This window comes from Gordonia sp. (in: high G+C Gram-positive bacteria) (genome assembly GCF_047606305.1).
In the GTDB taxonomy this organism is placed as follows: Bacteria; Actinomycetota; Actinomycetes; order Mycobacteriales; family Mycobacteriaceae; genus Gordonia.
In genome coordinates this window covers 20,952-38,135 of sequence record NZ_JASGER010000077.1, presented here as the reverse complement: position 1 = coordinate 38,135, position 17,184 = coordinate 20,952, and the positions used below count along the sequence as shown (strand labels likewise).

Here is a 17,184-nt window from a genome sequence, read left to right as displayed (position 1 = left end):
TCTCCCTTCGGTTCACGACCGGGTTGGTCGCTCACCCCTGAGACGAAGCCGCACCACCGTTCTCGACATCCGATGCCCACAACCCATCGGCGTCAGCCGCCCACGACCGCCTTCGCCTGGCGCGCGATCTCGAGTTCCTCGTTGGTCGGCACCACCAGGACGGTCGTCGTCGAATCGTCGGTGGAGATGACCCGCGGCTCACGACTGCGCACGGCGTTGCGCTCGGGGTCGATGGCGATCCCGAATCCCTCCAGGCCGGCGAGCGAGTCGGCACGCACCCCGACCGCGTTCTCGCCGACACCGGCGGTGAAGGAGATGACGTCGGTGTGGCCCAACTCCACCAGGTAGGCGCCGAAGTAGCGCCGCAGCCGGTGGATGTAGATGTCGTAGGCGGTCTTGGCGTCGGCGTCGCCGCCCTCGATCATCTCGGTGACCGAGCGGAAGTCGTTCTCCCCGCACAGCCCCTTGAGCCCGGAGCGCTTGTTGAGCAGCTGGTCGATGTCGTCGACGGACAGTCCGACGACCCGGTGCAGGTGCAGCAGCAGTCCGGGGTCGATGTCGCCGCAGCGGGTGCCCATGACCAGGCCCTCGAGCGGGGTGAGGCCCATCGACGTGTCGACCGGGCGACCCTGCTTGATCGCCGACATCGACGCGCCGTTGCCAAGGTGCGCGACGATCTGATTGGTCTTGTCGTAGTCGCGGCCGAGGAACTCCGCGGCCCGGTGCGACACGTACTCGTGGCTGGTGCCGTGGAAGCCGTAGCGCCGCAGCGCGTACTCCTCGGAGACCGAGCGGTCGATGGCGTAGAGGGCCGCCGCATCGGGCAGGTCGTGGAAGAAGCCGGTGTCGAAAACGGCCACGCCGGGCACGTCGGGCAGCGCCGCCTGCGCGGCCTCGATGCCGACCAGGTTGGGCGGGTTGTGCAGCGGCGCCAATGGCGAGACCCGCTCGACCTCGTCGATGACGTGGGAGTCGATGAGCGTCGGCTCGTACAGCGACCGGCCGCCGTGCACCACCCGGTGCCCGACCGCGCACAGGTTCGCGTGGGCCAGGTCGGTCCCCTTCGCGGCGAAGAGCTCCAGCATCTTGTCGATGGCCGCCCGGTGGTCGGGCAAGTGCAGTTCCTCGACGGTGTCGGCGCCGCCCTGCTCGTGGGTGATCACCGACGTCGGCTCACCGATCCGCTCCACCAGCCCGTCGGCGGTCACCGTCCCCGAATCGGGCTCGAGCAGCTGGTACTTCAACGACGACGAACCGGCGTTGATGACCAGCACCAGCGGCTTGTCGCTCACTTCGCGGCCCCCGTCGTCGCTTGCGCCTGGATCGCGGTGATCGCGACGGTGTTGACGATGTCGGCGACGAGCGCGCCGCGGGACAGGTCGTTGATCGGCTTGTTCAACCCCTGCAGGACCGGTCCGATCGCGATCGCGCCGGCGCTGCGCTGCACCGCCTTGTAGGTGTTGTTGCCGGTGTTGAGGTCCGGGAAGATCAGCACCGTCGCCTGGCCGGCCACCGGCGAGTCGGGCATCTTCGTCTTGGCGACACTGGGCTCGACAGCGGCGTCGTACTGGATCGGGCCCTCGACGAGGAGCTTGGGCGCGCGCTTGCGCACCAGCTCCGTGGCCGTGCGCACCTTGTCCACCTCCGCACCCGAGCCGGACTCGCCGGTCGAGTAGGACAGCAGCGCGACGCGCGGCTCGATGCCGAAGGCCGACGCCGTCTCGGCCGACGAGATCGCGATGTCGGCGAGCTGCTCGGCGGTCGGGTCGGGCACCACGGCACAGTCGCCGTAGGTCAGCACGCGGTCGGCCAGGCACATGAAGAAGACACTCGAGACGGTGTCCACGCCCGGCTTGGTCTTGATGATTTCGAAGGCCGGCCGGATCGTGTGGGCGGTGGTGTGGATCGAGCCCGACACCATGCCGTCGGCGAGCCCGTTGTGGACCATCATCGTGCCGAAGTAGGAGACGTCACGCATGAGGTCGCGGGCGCGGTCCATCGCCACGTTCTTGTGTTTGCGCAGCTCGGCGTACTGCTTGGCGAACATCTCGGTCAGCTCCGAGTCGAGCGGGTTGATGACGTCGACGCCGGGCAGGTCGATGCCCAGGTCGGCGATCTGCGCCTTCACCTTCGCCGGGTCGCCGAGCAGGGTGAGCTGGGCGACGCCGCGGGCGACGAGCTGGGCGGCCGCGCGCAGGATGCGCGGCTCCTCACCCTCCGGCAGCACGATGTGCTTGCGGTCGGCCTTGGCGCGCGCGGTGAGCTGGTACTCGAACATCTGCGGGGTGGTGACCTCGGGGATCGCCAGGTTCAGGTCGGCCATCAGCTTGGCCGGGTCGATGTGGTGCTCCATGAGCGCCAGCGAGGTCTCGACCTTGCGCACCGACTGGTTGGCCATCTTGCCGCGGGTGTGCGAGGCGATCCGCGCGGTCTCGTAGGTGCTCTGCTCGCAGCAGATGATCGGCAGCGTCGGGTTCAGGCCCCGGACCAGCGCGTCGATCATCGGATGCGGCTTGAGTCCGCCGTTGAGGATCAGCCCGGCCAACTTGGGGAACCCCTGCGCGGAGTTCGCGTTGACCATCGCCAGCAGGACGTCGGAGCGATCGGCCGGCGCGATCACGACCATGCCCTCCTCGAGGCGCTCCAGGCAGTGCTCGACGGTCATGCCGCCCACCATCATGTGCAGCGCCTCGCGGTCGAGCAGGTCCTGGTCGCCGCTGTAGAGGGTGCCGCCGAGGGCTTCGAGGAGCTCGGCCATCGTCGGGGCGCTGAGCACCTGGTCCTCGGGCAGCGTCCACACGCCCGGCCCGATCCCCTTCAACGCCGCCTTCGTCTCCTCCTGGTCACCCGGGGCGACGCGGTTGACGATGATCGCGACGGTCGTCGCATGGGCGGCCGAGATCTCGGCGAGCGCATGGTTGGCCAACGCGCGCACCTGGTCCGGCGTGCGGTCGTTGGCCCGCAGGGCCAGCACGATGGGACTGGCCAGGTTGGCCGCGATGCGCGCGTTGTAGGACAGCTCCGACGGATTGCCGACGTCGGTGTAGTCGGAGCCGACGACGAGCACCGTGTCGCACTGCTCCTGCACCGCGTGGAACCGGTCGACGATGGTGGCGAGCGCACCGTCGGGGTCGGCGTGCACATCGTCGTAGGTGACGCCGATGCAGTCGGAGTAGTCCAGTCCGACCGAGTCGTGGGCGAGCAGCAACTCGAGGATGTAGTCGTTCTTGCCGTCGGGGGTGCGGCTGATCGGGCGGAACACGCCGATCCGGCCGCCGGTCGCCGAGAGCAGCGACAGCAGGCCCAGCGCGATCGACGACTTTCCGGTCTCTCCCTCGGCCGACGCCAGGTAGATCGCCGAATGCGTGGAATCGGCGCCGTTGCGGGTCATGGTCGTAACCCTAACCCGACGCCGGGGACGGCGGGAGTGACGCGCTACTCCGGTGCGACCACCGCGGCGACGACCAGCTCGGCCACCTGCTCGTCGGTCATCGCCGAATCCGGCACGAGCATCATCGAGTACACGGTGCGCACCATGAACTCGGCGGCGCCCTCCGGGCTGGGCCGCAGCCGGTGGGCGACCGACTCGTCGACGTCGGGCAGCGCGGCCGCGACGATCTGGGTGACGATCGCGGGACCGCCGTCGGTGGTGGAGACGAGCGATTCGACGATCTCGCCCGGCTCGTTGCGCAGCACATACTGCAGCGCCTCGTTCTCGCGGATGTACCGCAGCGACTCGAGGACCTGCACCCGCACCTTGCCCTCGACGGTGGGTTCGGCGGTGGCCCAGGTGTTCAGCCGCTCGCGCAGTGTGGTGACCTCGCGCTCGACGATCGCCGCGATCAGGGCTTCCTTGCCGCCGAACATGCGATAGGCGGTGGCGCGGGCGACACCGGCCTGCTTGGCCACCGATGTCAGGCTCAGCGCCCTGGCCCCGAATCGGGACACGAGGGCGACGCCGACGTCGACCATCCGCTCGCGATCCATGTCGAACAGGCTAGTCGTTCGCCAACTTTGTCCGATATAGCTGCCACCGGCGGCAATGTTCCCTTGCCGTCAGCCATTTCACCCGAAGTTGGTCACTGCGCGGGCTTGAGGTCGCGCAGCTTCGGCGCCAGATCGCGCGCAAAGTTGTCCAAGAAGCGGCGCTGGTCGTGGCCGGGGGCGTGGAAGACCAGGTGGTTGAGCCCGGCGTCGGTGTATTGGCGGACCTGCTCGACGGCGTCGTCGGGGTCGGAGGCGACGATCCACCGCTTGGCGACCTGCTCGATCGGCAGCTCGTCGGCCAGGCGCTCCATCTCCACCGACGAGTTGACCGAGTGCTTCTGCTCCGGGGTCAGCGACAGCGGCGCCCAGAAGCGGGTGTTCTCCAGGGCGAGCTCGGGGTCGGGGTCGTAGGAGATCTTGATCTCGATCATCCGGTCGATGGCGTCGAAATCCCGCTCGGCCTTGGCCGCGCCCTCCTTCACCGCGGGGATGAGCTTCTCGGTGTAGAGGTCCATGCCCTTGCCCGACGTGCAGATGAAGCCGTCGCCGGCCCGGCCGGCGTACCGCGCGACCACCGGTCCGCCGGCGGCGATGTACACCGGCACCGGCTGGTCGGGCACGTCGTACATGAAGGCGTCCTGCGTCTTGTAGTACTCGCCGTCGAAGTTCACCTTCTCGCCGGTCCACAGCTCGCGCATCAGGCGGACGGCCTCGCGGAGGCGGGCGAAGCGCTCCTTGAACTCGGGCCATTCGCCGGTGAAGCCGGTGGCGTATTCGTTGAGCGCCTCGCCGGTGCCGACGCCGAGCATGATCCGCCCGGGGTACAGGCAGGCCATCGTCGCGAAGGCCTGGGCGATGACGGCGGGGTTGTAGCGGAAGGTCGGGGTCAGCACCGACGTGCCGATCTGCACGCGCTCGGTGCGCTCCCCGACGGCGGCCATCCAGGCCAGCGAGAAGGGCGCGTGGCCGCCGTTGTGGCGCCAGGGCTGGAAGTGGTCGCTGACCGCGACCGAGTCCAGACCGTGTTCCTCGGCCGCGACCGCGATCTCCACCAGCTCGCGCGGAGTGAACTGCTCCGCCGAGGCCTTGAATCCGAGTTTCAGTTTCTGCGCCATGCCGCCAACGCTACCCAAGCATTTGCTTGGTTGGTAGGGCCGGGCCCCTACCGGAAGGCGTCTTCGCCGGTGAGGGCCTTGCCGATCATCAGCTGGTGCATCTCCGAGGTGCCCTCGTAGGTGAGGACGGACTCGAGATTGTTGGCGTGCCGGATGACCGGGTACTCCAGCGTGATGCCGTTGGCGCCGAGGATCGTGCGGCACTCGCGGGCGATGGCGATCGCGTTGCGGACGTTGTTGAGCTTGCCCAGGCTGATCTGCTCGGGCCGCACCCCCGCCGCGTCCTTGAGTCGCCCGAGGTGCAGGGCGAGCAGCTGCGAGGTGCCCAGGTCGACGGCCATGTCGGCGATCTTGCGCTGGGTCAGCTGATAGCCCGAGAGCGGCTTGTCGAAGACCTCGCGGCTGCCGGCGTACGCGATGGCCGTCTCCAGGCAGTCCCGCGCGGCACCGGTGGCGCCGAACACGATCCCGAAGCGCGCCTCGTTGAGGCAGGACAGCGGTCCGCGCAGCCCCTCGACGCCGGGCAGCATCGCCGACGCCGGCACCCGCACGTCCTCCAGCACGATCTCCCCGGTGACCGAGGCGCGCAGCGACATCTTGCGGGTGATCTCCGGGGCGCTGAAGCCGGGGGTGTCGGTGGGGATGACGAAACCGCGGATCCCGCGGGCGCCCTCGGCGAGGTCTGTGCGCGCCCACACGACGGCCACGTCGGCGACCGGCGCGTTGGTGATCCACATCTTGGCGCCGTTGAGGATCCAGTCGCCGCCGTCCCGGTTCGCCTTGGTCCCGCTCGCTGCCGCTCCCGGCGACCGGTTCTCCTTGGTCCCGCTCGCTGCCGCTCCCGGCGACCGGTTCGCCCTGGTCCGCATCCCGGCGGGGTTCGACCCGAAGTCCGGCTCGGTCAGGCCGAAGCAGCCGAGCGCGCGGCCGGCGGCCATGTCCGGCAGCCAGCGGTCCTTCTGCTCGTCGCTCCCGAATTTCCAGATGGCGAACATGGACAGCGAGCCCTGCACGGAGACGAAGCTGCGCAGCCCCGAGTCGACGGCCTCCAGTTCCCGGCACGCCAGGCCGTAGGCGGTGGCCGACGCACCGGCGCAGCCGTAACCGTCCAGGTGCATGCCGAACACGCCCAACGACCCGAGTTCGACGGCCAGCTCGCGGACCGGCAGCCTCCCCTCCTCGAACCAGTCGGCGATGTGAGGGCGCAGGCGCTTGGTGCCGAAGTCGCGCACCAGGTCGACGACGGCGCGTTCATCGTCGTGGAGCAGGGAGTCGATCGCGAACAGTTCGTCGACGGTCTGCGGCATCTCAGCTCGCCTCGTGCCGACGGTCGTCGCCCTGGGCATGCGCGTCGGCGATCGCCTCGGCGAGGAAATCGACGACGAGCCCCACCGATTCGCGACCCTCGCGGTGCCGCAGCGGCACCGTGAAGGCGTGGACCTGCCACGGGTAGCTGTGCAGCACCGCGCGGCGATGAGCGGCGTCCAGCTTCTGGACGAACTCGAGCGAATCGGGCTCGACCATCTCGTCCTGCGCGGTGATCACGATCGTCGGCGGAAACACCGCCGGCTCGACGTTGCCGATGCTGCGCTCACCGGCGAACGGGACCGGGCCCCAGTCGAACATCGGCGCCAGGACGGTCATCTGCCGCATCGGCAGGTAGGCGTCGTGCTTGCTGGTGCGGTCCTGCGTGCGGTCGCCCAGATCGAGGTCGAGCAGCGGGGACAGCATCGCCAGTGCGGTGGGCGCCGGCAGGCCGTTCGCCGCGGCGAGCTCGGCGACCTTGCCGGTCAGGTAGCCGCCGGCCGAGTCACCGGCGACGACGACGTGCCGATACCCGCGCTCGCCCAACAGTTCGCGGTAGGCCTCGAGGGCGTCGTGGACCGAGGTCCCCACGCCGGCCTCGGGGATCTGGCGGTAGTCGAGGGCGAACACCGGGACGTGCAACCCCTTGGCCAGCGACGTGGTGATCGGCCGGTGGGTGCCCGGGCCGCAACTCATGAAGGCACCGCCGTGCAGATACAGCACCGCGGTGTCGGTCGAGGCCCCGGTCGGACCCTTGGCCATGACGAGTTCGGTGGGCCGACCGCCGAGCGTGATGGGCTCGATGACGACCGACCGGCCCGCCTTGCGCTTCTCCAGCCGGCCTTCCATGGCGGCGTTGAGCTTGAAGACGTACGGCTTGATCGGGGCGAGCGCCAGGATGGGCTTGAGAAAGGTCCGCGCGGCCAGCCAGATGAGGTAGGACACCGGGCTCGGGCGGCGGTGGTGCACGATGGGCATGACGTGAAACTACACCGTCTACCTGCACCGGGGACAAGGTTAACGGCGCCTTAAGAGTCGGCGACGACTTCGGGTCGCACCGGTCTCAGGATGATCCGCCGCCTCCCGTCGGGCAGAATCGACATGCCCGAACAGTCCTTCCACCCGCCCTGCCGAGAGGTTGCCCGCGTGCCGGAGAATTCCCCCGCCGCGCGCATCGAGGACCGCTACCGGCTCGGCGACCGCGCCACCCCGCCGCGCACGCTGCGCGACGTCTTCCTCGCGTCGGCACAGGCGCACCCCGATGCCGTCGCGATCGACGACGGCGACGTCCCCCTCACCTACCGGCAGACCGTCGCACTGGTCCGCCGCAACGCCGCGGTCCTCGCCGGTGCGCGGATCGGGCCGGGCTCGCGCGTCGGGATCCGGATGACCTCGGGAACCCGGCAGCTCTACCTGGCGATCCTGTCGACGCTGTTCGCCGGCGCCGCCTATGTACCGGTCGACGTTGACGATCCACCGGAGCGGGCCGACCTCGTCTTCGGCGAGGCACGGGTCGACGCGATCATCACCGACGACGGCATCTTCCACGCCGTCGACGGCCGGCCCGGCGACCCGGTGCCCGATCAACCGGCGAACGTGACGCCGGTCCCCGACCTCGGCGACGACGCGTGGATCATCTTCACCTCCGGCTCCACCGGCACCCCGAAGGGTGTGGCCGTCACCCACCGCAGTGCAGCTGCCTTCGTCGACGCCGAGGCGGGACTGTTCCTGCGCGAGCACCCGCTCGGGCCCGCCGACCGCGTGCTGGCCGGGCTGTCGGTGGCCTTCGACGCGTCTTGCGAGGAGATGTGGCTGTCCTGGCGCAACGGCGCCTGCCTGGTCCCGGCGCCCCGCGACCTGGTGCGCAGCGGCATGGACCTGGGGCCGTGGCTGGTGCGCCGCGCGGTCACCGCGGTGTCGACCGTCCCAACCCTCGCCGCCCTGTGGCCGCCGCAGGCGCTCGAATCGGTGCGCCTGCTGATCTTCGGCGGCGAGGCCTGTCCGCCCGAACTGGGACAGCGGCTCGCCGTCGACGGGCGCGAGGTGTGGAACACCTACGGCCCCACCGAGGCGACGGTCGTGTCCTGCGCCGCACCGCTGGACGGCTCGTCGCCGGTGCGCATCGGGCTGCCGCTGGACGGTTGGGACCTGGCGGTCGTCGACGAGCAGGAGAACGAGGTCGGGTGGGGCGAGACCGGCCAGCTGGTGATCGGCGGCGTCGGCCTGGCCCGATACCTCGATCCGGCCAAGGACGCCGAAAAGTACGCACCCATGCCGAGCCTCGGGTGGGAGCGCGCCTACCGCAGCGGGGACCTGGTCCGCCTCGACCCCGAGGGGCTGGTGTTCGCCGGCCGCGCCGACGACCAGGTGAAGGTCGGGGGGCGGCGCATCGAGCTCGGCGAGATCGACGCGGCGCTGCAGAACCTGCCCGGCGTCTCCGGCGGCGCTGCGGCCGTGCGCACGACCGCAGCGGGCAACCAACTCCTCGTCGGCTATCTGGCCTCCACCGATCCCGACTTCGACGTCGCCGCCGCGCACGCGGCGCTGACCGAGCGGCTGCCGGCGGCCATGGTGCCGCGGCTGGCGGTCGTGGACGAACTCCCCACGCGAGTGTCCGGCAAGGTTGACCGCGACGCGCTGCCGTGGCCGTTGCCCGGGATCGCCGCCGACGACGGCGCGGTCGAGCTCACCGGGACCCAGCGCTGGCTCGCCGATGCGTGGACCGCGGTCCTGGGCGCGACGGTGAGCAGTCCCGACGCCGACTTCTTCGCCGAGGGCGGCGGGTCCCTGGCCGCGGCGCAGCTGGTCTCGGTGCTGCGCGAGCGCTACCCCGACGTCACCGTCGGCGACCTCTACGACAACCCGCGGCTCGGTCGTCTCGCCCAGTTGCTCGACTCGTGGGGTCCCGCGCCGGAGGTCGTGCCGCGCACGGTGCGGCCGACGCCGCGCAGCGCCGGGCTGGCGCAGACGGTGCTGAGCATCCCGCTCGCCACGCTCACCGGCCTGCAGTGGGTGACGTGGCTGGCGGTCGTGAACAACGTCGGCGCCCGGCTGCGGCCCGACATCCCCTGGCTGTTCGGGGTCGACTGGTGGGTGTTGCTCGTCGCCTTCGTCGTGTTCATCTCGCCCTTGGGCCGGATGGCCTACGCCGCGCTGTTCGCGCGGCTGCTGCTGCGCGGCGTCGGGCCGGGCGTCTACCCGCGCGGCGGCGGGGTGCACATCCGGTTGTGGTGCGCCGAGCGGCTGGTCGAGGCCAGCGGCGCGGCGAACATCTCCGGCGCACCGTGGATGATCCACTTCGCCCGCGCACTCGGGGCCGACGTCGGGCACGGGGTCGACCTGCACACGCTGCCGCCGGTCACCGGACTGCTGACCATCGGCGAGGGCGCCTCGGTGGAACCCGAGGTCGACCTCGCCGGCTGGTGGATCGACGGCGACGAGGTGCGGATCGGCGCAATCGTCATCAAGCCGGGCGCGACGATCGGCGCCCGCTCGACCCTGTTCCCGGACGCGGTCGTCGGCCGCAACGCCGTCGTGGAACCGGGGTCGGCGGTGCGCGGACGCGTGCGGGCGCGCCAGCAATGGGCCGGTTCCCCGGCGACCAAGGTCGGGCGCGCCCGGGGCGGCTGGCCCGACCACCGGCCGCAACGGCGGACCCGCTGGGCGATCGTCTACGGCCTGTCGGCCTTCGCACTCGCCGCGCTGCCCCTGGTGTCCCTCGCCGCCGGACTGGCCGTGATCGGCTGGGGCGTCGCCGACCGCACCCGACTGCGCGACGTCGCGCTCAGCGCCGGCGCACTCATCCCGGTCGCCACGCTGGTGAGCCTGCTGACCTACGCCGTCATCACCGCCGCGGCGGTCCGACTCCTGTCCGTCGGCATGACCGCGGGGTACCACCCGGTGCGTTCGCGGGTCGGCTGGCAGGTGTGGCTGACCGAGCGGATCCTCGACGCCGCGCGCACCTACCTGTTCGTCCTCTACGCCTCGCTGCTCACCCCGATCTGGTTCCGGATCCTGGGCGCGAAGGTCGGCAAGAACACCGAGATCTCCACCGCCCTGGTCCTGCCGAAGTTCACCACGATCGACGACGGCGCCTTCCTGGCCGACGACACGATGGTCGCCTCCTACGAGCTGGGCGGCGGCTGGCTGCGCATCGACGAGGCGCGCATCGGCAAACGCGCCTTCCTGGGCAACTCGGGCATCACCGGACCGGGCCGCAAGGTGCCGAAGAACAGCCTCGTCGCGGTCCTGTCCGCAACCCCCACCAAGGCCAAGTCCGGATCGAGCTGGTTGGGCAGCCCGCCGGTCCGGCTGCGTCGGGTGGCCACCGACGCGGACTCGTCGCGCACCTTCGCCCCACCCGCCCGACTGCGCGTGGCGCGGGCCGTCATCGAGACGCTGCGGTTGGTCCCGGTCATGGTGTCCTTCGGGATCGGCGTCTTCGTCCTGCTCGGCGCCCAGTACATCGCGGTGCACGGCAGTCCCCTCGTCGCCGCGGCGTGCAGCGGACTGCTCCTGCTGGTCGCGGGCGCGGCGGCGTGCTGCATCGCCGCGGCCGCCAAATGGCTCGTCGTCGGGCGCATCCGGGTGTCCGAGCATCCGCTGTGGAGCCCGTTCGTCTGGCGCAACGAGTTGTCCGACGCCTTCGTCGAGACCGTCGCCGCGCCGTGGTTCGCCAACGCCGCCACCGGCACACCGGTCCTCACCCTGTGGCTGCGGCTGCTCGGCGCCCACATCGGTCGCGGCGTGTGGTGCGAGACCTATTGGCTGCCCGAGGCCGACCTGGTGACCCTGCGCGACGGGGCCACCGTCCAACGCGGCTGCGTCGTGCAGACCCATCTCTTCCACGACCGGGTGATGGCGATAGACACCGTCGAGTTGGATGTCGGGGCGACGCTCGGCCCGCACTGCGTCGCACTCCCCGCCTCACGACTGGGCGAATCGGCGACGGTCGGCCCGGCGTCGTTGGTCATGCGCGGCGACGCCGTGCCCGCCCACACCCGCTGGCAGGGCAACCCGATCGCGCCCTGGGGTTAGTTACCATCGGCCCCATGGCCGATTCCGACAAATACGACTCGAGCAGCTGGGGCGCCGGCGCGTCGGGCTGGGTGGAGAACGAAGCACTCTTCGACGCGGTCTACACCCCGGTCACCGCGGCGATCCTCGCCGCCGCCGACCTCGGCCCGGACATGCGCGTCCTGGACGTCGGATGCGGGTCCGGGACCCTGCTGGAGGCCGGCACCAAGGCCGGCGCCGACATGGTCGGGGTCGACATCGCCCCGGACATGGTCGACGCCGCGCGCCGGCGGGTGCCCACGGCGACGGTCCTGCTCGGTGACGCGCAGACCATGGCCATCGGCCACGAGGCCCCCGGAGCGCCCTTCGACCGCGTCATCTCACGGTTCGGCGTGATGTTCTTCGCCGATCCCGCCGCCGCCTTCGCCAACCTGCGCGGCGTCACCGCCCCCGACGGTCGGCTCGTCTTCGCGTGCTGGCGGGGCGTCGAGGAGAACCCGACGTTCGGGGGTGCGGGCACCGAGGTGATCACCGCCGAGCTGCCGGATCCGCCCGCGCCGCCGGCGCCCGGCTCACCCGGGCCGGTGGCGTTCGCCGACCACGACCAGCTGGCCGCGATCCTCAAGAAGGCGGGCTGGTCGAACGTGTCGATCAAGCCGTTCGACACGCATTTCGACCACGGGATCGACGGCAGCGACGGCGTGGACGAGCGGCTCGCCCTGATCCTCGCGACGACCACCGGCCGCCTCGCGCGCGAACAGCTGGCCGACCGGCTCGACGAGCAGCAGTGGGCCGCGCTGCTCGACCGGGCGCGCGACGGGATCCGCCGCCACCTCGTCGACGGGTCGGTGAAACTACCCGGCGCCCTGTGGCTCGTCACCGCCGCCAACCGGGTGTGACCGGCGCTTGCGGAGGTAGTGGTCCAGCGCGGTGATCCCCGGAACCGCGAACCCGACCGCGAGTACCGCGGCGGCCAGGACCAGGTTGAACTCCCAGCCGTTCTTCTGGATCCAGAAGCCGTTCTCGTGGTGGCCGTAGTAGCCGGCGCCGATCATCGTCGCGGCGAGCAGCACCCCGACATACGGCAGCAGCACGCCCAGGATCAGCGCGATCCCGCCGAGCAACTCGGCCCAGGTCGCGAAGTACGCGGCCGCCGTCGGATACGGGATGTGCAGGTGCTTGTCGAACATCGCGGCCGTCTTGTCGATGCCCTTGAGATGCAGCTTCTCCCACCCGTGGGCGATGAAGACCACGCCCAGGGTGATGCGGAGGAGGAACAGCGTCGCCGTGCGCACGTGAGCCATCGGTTGCCTTTCGGGTGGAATGTCCTAATTAGGACACCCTAATGGCTCACGCGCGACGGGTGTCAGCTGCCTTCGACGACCACCTGCTTGCCGGCCCCGGCGCGTCGGAACAGATAGTGGTCGATGGACACCACGCCGGAGTTGGCGAAGCCGACGGCGAGGGCGCCCGCGGCGAGCGCCAGCACGTACTCGTAACCCTTGTCGGGCATCCAGAACCCGTGCTCGGCGTGGACGGTGAACAGTGCGCCGATCATGTTGACGGCGAGCAGGAAACCGGCCAGCGGCAGCAGCACGCCCAGGATCAGCGCGATTCCGCCGAGCAGCTCGACCCACGTCGCGTAGAAGGCGGAGGCGCTGGGGTTGGGCACGCCCATCCCCCGGAACCCCTCGGTGGTGGCGGCATGGCCGTTGTGGAACTTCTGCCAGCCGTGCATGACGAAGATGAAGCCAAGGGCCAGGCGCGCCAGGAGCAGCGCGGGGGTACGCAGGAAGGTCATGGTCGAGTCCTCTCGTCGACGTGCTCGACGCGCAGCCGCCGAGCTACCGCTCAGCCTGCCAGGTAACGTTGGCCGCGAAGCCGCGTTTTACCGATTCCACCCGCCGCGATCCGCTGTCAGGAGCACCCCGTGTCGCCGAAGTCAGGCAACAGCCGATCCGGCCGACCCTCCCCTGTGCTCGGCAGCCCGATCGACGTCGTCGACGACTATCTGCCCGAGAACGGGAACCTCGGCTACCGGGTGAGCCGGTACGAGCTGGAGCTGGAGTACAAGGTCGCCGCGAACCGGCTCGCCGGCATCGCGACCATCACAGCCACCACCACCGCGTCGCTCAAGCGCCTCCAGCTCGACCTGGCGACGACCATGACCGTCGCTCGGGTGACGGTCAACGGGCAGCGGCGCCGCTACACCCACCGGCAGGGCAAGCTCGTCGTGGCGCTGTCGGAGCCGGTGCCCACCGGGGGCGCGCTCTCGATCGTCGTCCGGTATGGCGGCAACCCGCGACCGGTGCGCGGGAAGTGGGGCGAGGTCGGCTGGGAGGAGCTCACCGAGGGCTCGCTGTGTGCCAACCAGCCCAACGGCGCGCCGTCGTGGTTCCCCTGCGACGACCATCCGATCTCCAAGGCGAGCTACCGGATCGCGATCACCACCGACTCGCCGTTCCACGTCGTCGCCAACGGCGTCCTGACCGGCAAGCGGACCAAGGCCGCCCAGACGACGTGGGTGTTCGAGCAGACCGAGCCGATGGCGACCTACCTGGCGGCGATCCAGATCGGCCAGTACGAGAGCGTCGCGCTGGCCGCGCGCCCGGTGCCCGTCGACCTGGTCGCGCCGCCACGACTGCGGCGGGAGGCGTTGGCCCGCTTCGAGCCGCAGGTCGAGATGCTGCGGGTCTTCACCGAGATGTTCGGGCCCTACCCCTTCCCGCGGTACACCGCGGTCGTGACCGAGGACCCGCTGGACATCCCGCTCGAGGCCCAGGGCCTGTCGACCTTCGGCGCCAACCACTGCTACCCGGAGAGCGACGCCGAGCGCCTCGTCGCGCACGAACTGGCCCACCAGTGGTTCGGCAACTCGGTGACCATCAAACGGTGGCGCGACATCTGGCTGCACGAGGGCTTCGCCTGCTACGCCGAATGGCTGTGGAGCGAGCGCAGCGGCCAGGTCACCACCGAGAGTTGGGCGCGGCACTACTACGGCAAGCTCAGGGCATCGAAGGCCCAGCAACGCCCCCTCGCCGACCCGGGCCCGGACCACATGTTCGACGACTGGCTCTACAAGCGCGGCGCACTGACCCTGCACGCCCTGCGGCTGCGGATCGGCGACGAGTCCTTCTTCGCACTGCTGCGCCAGTGGACGGAGAAGTACCGCTACGGCTCTGTGGGCACCGAGGACTTCACCGCGCTCGCCGCCCACCATTCGCCCGAGCCGCTCGGCGACCTGTGGCAGGCGTGGCTGCACGACGTCGAGCTGCCGCCGTTTCCCGGCTGAGCGGTCAGCGAGTCGAGGCGAGGTAGTCGAGCACGATCGCGTTGACCTGCTCGGGCTGCTCGAGATGCATGAAGTGGCCGCCCCGTTCGATCCGCTCGAGTCGGCTGCCCGCGGGCAGCTGTTCGGCGAGCCCGGTGAAGAAGCGTTGGCGCAGACAGCCGTCGGTGGCGCCGTAGAGCTGCAGGATCGGGTGGTGCAGCGGGGCCATGAGCAGGTCGCACAGTTCGCGGTGGCGGTCCGAGCTCGGCTTGGGCGCGATGAGTTGCCGGTAGTAGCCGATGATGGCGGAGCGGTGGTCCGGTGGTGCGGCCGCGGCGAGGTGGGCGAGGTCCTCGGTGGCGTCGTAGCCGGGCGACCAGCGGCGCCACAGCAATGCGGTCATCGAGGTGAAGACGCGCTCGGGGATCCCCGGCACCTGGTTGGCGAGGATGTACCAGCTGTTGCCGGACTGGGCGAGCACGGTCAGCACCTGGCGGGCGAAGTCGGCCCGTGTGATGCGGACCGCCGACAACGGCGGTACCGCCATCGAGACCATCGCGTCGAACGGCTGCTCGGGCATCGCCGCCAGTGCGTTGGCGGTGAACGCACCCCAGTCGTGGCCGATGACCACCGATCGCTTCGCCCCGGTCTGCGCGGCGATGTCCAGGGCGTCGGCGACCCGCGCGCCGGTCGACACGTCGCGCGGCGCCGACGACGGGGCGTACCCGCGGGAGAACGGCGCGACGACGCGATACCCGGCGTCGGCGAGTGCCGGGCCGAGGTGGCGCCACGTCCACGCGGTGTCCGGGTAGCCGTGCAGGCACAGCGCCAGCGGTGCGCCGGCGTCCCCCCACGTGAGTGCCTCCAGCGACACGTCGTCGAGGTCGAAGGTCGTGCGGCCCGGTTTGGTCATCAGCCCTCGCTCTCGTCCGAGCGCGCCCGCAGGTAGGCGGTCACCGCGTCGAAGTCGGGCAGCAAGCCGGCGTCGGCCGCTTCGGCCAAGGTCGGCGCGGCGGTGTCCTTCGCGGACAGCTCGTAGGTCAGCGGCGAGCCGTCGCGGGCCGTCGTCGGCCATTCGATGCCCAGGGCCGGGTCCAGCGGGTTGACCCCGTGCTCGGCGGACGGGTTGTAGCCGGTGGAACACAGGTACGAGACGGTCGAGCCGTCGGCGAGCGCGCAGAAGGCGTGGCCGAGTCCCTCGCTGAGGTAGACCGCGCGACGGTCGACGTCGTCGAGCAGCACGGCGTCGTGTCGGCCGAAGGTCGGGGAGCCGACGCGGATGTCGACGATGACGTCCAGGACCGCGCCCGCCGTGCAGGTGACGTACTTGGCCTGCCCGGGCGGGACGTCGGCGAAGTGGATGCCGCGCAGGGTTCCGGCCGCCGAGACGGACACGTTGACCTGGGCGAGCTGGAGGTCGTGGCCGATGACCTCGGCGAGCAGCGGTGCCTTGAAGGCCTCGAGGAACACCCCGCGGCTGTCCCCGTGCTGCTTCGGCGTGAACTCCCACGCGCCGCTGATCGCCAGTTCCCGGATGTCCATCGCGCTAGACGGCCTTCCCGCGCTCGAGGAGGTCCAGCAGGTAGTCGCCGTATCCCGACTTCGCCAGGCCCGCCGCGCGCGTCCGAAGATCCTCGTCGGAGAGCCACCCCTGCCGCCAGGCGATCTCCTCGGGCACGGCGATCTTCAGTCCCTGCCGCTGTTCGACGGTCCGCACGAAGTTGCCCGCGTCGAGCAGCGAGTCGAAGGTGCCGGTGTCGAGCCAAGCGGTGCCGCGCGGCAGCACCGTCACCGACAGGGCGCCGCGATCCAGGTAGTGCCGGTTGACGTCGGTGATCTCGTATTCGCCGCGCGCCGACGGCGTCAGCCCGCGTGCGACCTCGATGACGTCGTTGTCGTAGAAGTACAGCCCGGGCACCGCGAAGCTCGACCGCGGTCGCGCGGGCTTCTCCTCCAGCGAGACGGCCTTGCCGTCGTCGTCGAACTCGATGACGCCGTAGGCGCTCGGATCGGCCACCCAGTAGGCGAAGACGGCGCCGCCTTCGACGTCGCGGTTGCCGGCCAATCGGCTGCCCAACCCGGGGCCGTAGAAGATGTTGTCGCCGAGGACGAGGGCCACCGAGTCCGAGCCGATGTGGTCGGCGCCGAGGACGAACGCCTGTGCCAGTCCCTCGGGCTGCGGCTGGACCGTGTAGCTCAACGAGATGCCGAACTGCGAGCCGTCGCCGAGGAGGTTCTCGAAGGCGGGGCGATCGTGCGGGGTGGTGATGATGAGGATGTCGGTGATCCCCGCCAGCATCAGCGTGGACAGCGGGTAGTAGATCATCGGCTTGTCGTAGACCGGAACCAGCTGCTTGCTGACCCCCTGCGTGATGGGGTGCAGCCGCGAGCCGGTGCCGCCGGCCAGGATGATTCCGCGCATCACCCCAGGCTATCGGGCTCGCCGGCTTTTCCCGACAGGACACATACACTGGGCGGCGGCAACACTGC

The 17,184-nt window shown here is 70.5% G+C and carries 14 protein-coding genes; 3 read left to right on the top strand and 11 right to left on the bottom strand.

The window, feature by feature from the left end; genetic code table 11:
- Nucleotides 1–92: 92 nt before the first annotated feature.
- From QM634_RS11975 to QM634_RS11950, 6 genes are all read right to left on the bottom strand, one after another.
- Nucleotides 93–1,292 (bottom strand): acetate kinase, encoded by a 1,200-nt coding sequence (locus QM634_RS11975; RefSeq protein WP_415043005.1) that lies wholly within the window; start codon nt 1,290–1,292, stop codon nt 93–95.
- Nucleotides 1,289–3,391, bottom strand: a complete 2,103-nt coding sequence (gene pta / locus QM634_RS11970; protein ID WP_415043004.1) for a phosphate acetyltransferase — start codon at nt 3,389–3,391, stop codon at nt 1,289–1,291. Before pta ends, QM634_RS11975 begins: the two co-directional genes overlap by 4 nt.
- A 44-nt stretch (nt 3,392–3,435) precedes the next feature.
- Entirely contained in the window at nt 3,436–3,987 is a 552-nt protein-coding gene (locus QM634_RS11965) for a TetR/AcrR family transcriptional regulator (RefSeq protein ID WP_415043003.1), read from the bottom strand.
- A gap of 92 nt (nt 3,988–4,079) precedes the next feature.
- Nucleotides 4,080–5,102 (bottom strand): glucose-6-phosphate dehydrogenase (coenzyme-F420), encoded by a 1,023-nt coding sequence (gene fgd, locus QM634_RS11960; RefSeq protein WP_415043002.1) that lies wholly within the window; start codon nt 5,100–5,102, stop codon nt 4,080–4,082.
- Nucleotides 5,103–5,149: 47 nt separating this feature from the next.
- Entirely contained in the window at nt 5,150–6,409 is a 1,260-nt protein-coding gene (locus QM634_RS11955) for an acyl-CoA dehydrogenase family protein (protein WP_415043001.1), read from the bottom strand.
- 1 nt (nt 6,410) lies between these two features.
- Nucleotides 6,411–7,385: an alpha/beta hydrolase gene (locus QM634_RS11950; RefSeq protein ID WP_415043000.1), complete on the bottom strand. Its 975-nt coding sequence runs from the start codon at nt 7,383–7,385 to the stop codon at nt 6,411–6,413.
- Nucleotides 7,386–7,553: 168 nt separating this feature from the next.
- On the opposite strand from QM634_RS11950, the gene QM634_RS11945 reads away from it, so the two are divergent.
- Nucleotides 7,554–11,444 (top strand): Pls/PosA family non-ribosomal peptide synthetase, encoded by a 3,891-nt coding sequence (locus QM634_RS11945; RefSeq protein WP_415042999.1) that lies wholly within the window; start codon nt 7,554–7,556, stop codon nt 11,442–11,444.
- Nucleotides 11,445–11,458: 14 nt separating this feature from the next.
- Nucleotides 11,459–12,322, top strand: coding sequence for a class I SAM-dependent methyltransferase (locus tag QM634_RS11940; RefSeq protein ID WP_415042998.1), 864 nt, complete (start codon nt 11,459–11,461; stop codon nt 12,320–12,322).
- Here QM634_RS11940 and QM634_RS11935 read toward each other — a convergent pair.
- Both QM634_RS11935 and QM634_RS11930 read right to left on the bottom strand, forming a co-directional pair.
- Nucleotides 12,278–12,727 (bottom strand): DoxX family protein, encoded by a 450-nt coding sequence (locus QM634_RS11935; RefSeq protein WP_415042997.1) that lies wholly within the window; start codon nt 12,725–12,727, stop codon nt 12,278–12,280. The genes QM634_RS11940 and QM634_RS11935 overlap by 45 nt on opposite strands.
- Nucleotides 12,728–12,789: 62 nt before the next feature.
- Nucleotides 12,790–13,224: a DoxX family protein gene (locus QM634_RS11930; RefSeq protein WP_415042996.1), complete on the bottom strand. Its 435-nt coding sequence runs from the start codon at nt 13,222–13,224 to the stop codon at nt 12,790–12,792.
- A 129-nt stretch (nt 13,225–13,353) separates the two neighbouring features.
- Between QM634_RS11930 and QM634_RS11925 the strand changes: the two genes are divergently transcribed.
- Nucleotides 13,354–14,715 (top strand): M1 family metallopeptidase, encoded by a 1,362-nt coding sequence (locus QM634_RS11925; RefSeq protein WP_415042995.1) that lies wholly within the window; start codon nt 13,354–13,356, stop codon nt 14,713–14,715.
- Between the two features lie 4 nt (nt 14,716–14,719).
- Here the strand turns inward: QM634_RS11925 and QM634_RS11920 are convergent, their stop codons facing one another.
- The 3 genes from QM634_RS11920 to rfbA are packed head-to-tail and all read right to left on the bottom strand — an operon-like array spanning nt 14,720 to nt 17,116.
- A complete protein-coding gene (locus tag QM634_RS11920; RefSeq protein WP_415042994.1) occupies nt 14,720–15,607 on the bottom strand; it encodes an alpha/beta fold hydrolase in 888 nt (295 codons plus the stop codon).
- A complete protein-coding gene (locus QM634_RS11915; protein WP_415042993.1) occupies nt 15,607–16,236 on the bottom strand; it encodes a dTDP-4-dehydrorhamnose 3,5-epimerase family protein in 630 nt (209 codons plus the stop codon). The genes QM634_RS11920 and QM634_RS11915 overlap by 1 nt, the downstream gene beginning before the upstream one ends.
- Before the next feature lie 4 nt (nt 16,237–16,240).
- Nucleotides 16,241–17,116 (bottom strand): glucose-1-phosphate thymidylyltransferase RfbA, encoded by an 876-nt coding sequence (gene rfbA, locus QM634_RS11910; protein WP_415042992.1) that lies wholly within the window; start codon nt 17,114–17,116, stop codon nt 16,241–16,243.
- Nucleotides 17,117–17,184: the final 68 nt, after the last annotated feature.

Excerpts from the sequence above, each read along its gene's own strand:
- pta (WP_415043004.1), bottom strand. The coding sequence starts at position 3,391 with ATGACCCGCAACGGCGCCGATTCCACGCATTCGGCGATCTACCTGGCG.
- QM634_RS11965 (WP_415043003.1), bottom strand. The coding sequence starts at position 3,987 with ATGGATCGCGAGCGGATGGTCGACGTCGGCGTCGCCCTCGTGTCCCGA.
- fgd (WP_415043002.1), bottom strand. The coding sequence starts at position 5,102 with ATGGCGCAGAAACTGAAACTCGGATTCAAGGCCTCGGCGGAGCAGTTC.
- QM634_RS11955 (WP_415043001.1), bottom strand. The coding sequence starts at position 6,409 with ATGCCGCAGACCGTCGACGAACTGTTCGCGATCGACTCCCTGCTCCAC.
- QM634_RS11950 (WP_415043000.1), bottom strand. The coding sequence starts at position 7,385 with ATGCCCATCGTGCACCACCGCCGCCCGAGCCCGGTGTCCTACCTCATC.
- QM634_RS11940 (WP_415042998.1), top strand. The coding sequence starts at position 11,459 with ATGGCCGATTCCGACAAATACGACTCGAGCAGCTGGGGCGCCGGCGCG.
- QM634_RS11935 (WP_415042997.1), bottom strand. The coding sequence starts at position 12,727 with ATGGCTCACGTGCGCACGGCGACGCTGTTCCTCCTCCGCATCACCCTG.
- QM634_RS11930 (WP_415042996.1), bottom strand. The coding sequence starts at position 13,224 with ATGACCTTCCTGCGTACCCCCGCGCTGCTCCTGGCGCGCCTGGCCCTT.
- QM634_RS11920 (WP_415042994.1), bottom strand. The coding sequence starts at position 15,607 with ATGACCAAACCGGGCCGCACGACCTTCGACCTCGACGACGTGTCGCTG.
- QM634_RS11915 (WP_415042993.1), bottom strand. The coding sequence starts at position 16,236 with ATGGACATCCGGGAACTGGCGATCAGCGGCGCGTGGGAGTTCACGCCG.
- rfbA (WP_415042992.1), bottom strand. The coding sequence starts at position 17,116 with ATGCGCGGAATCATCCTGGCCGGCGGCACCGGCTCGCGGCTGCACCCC.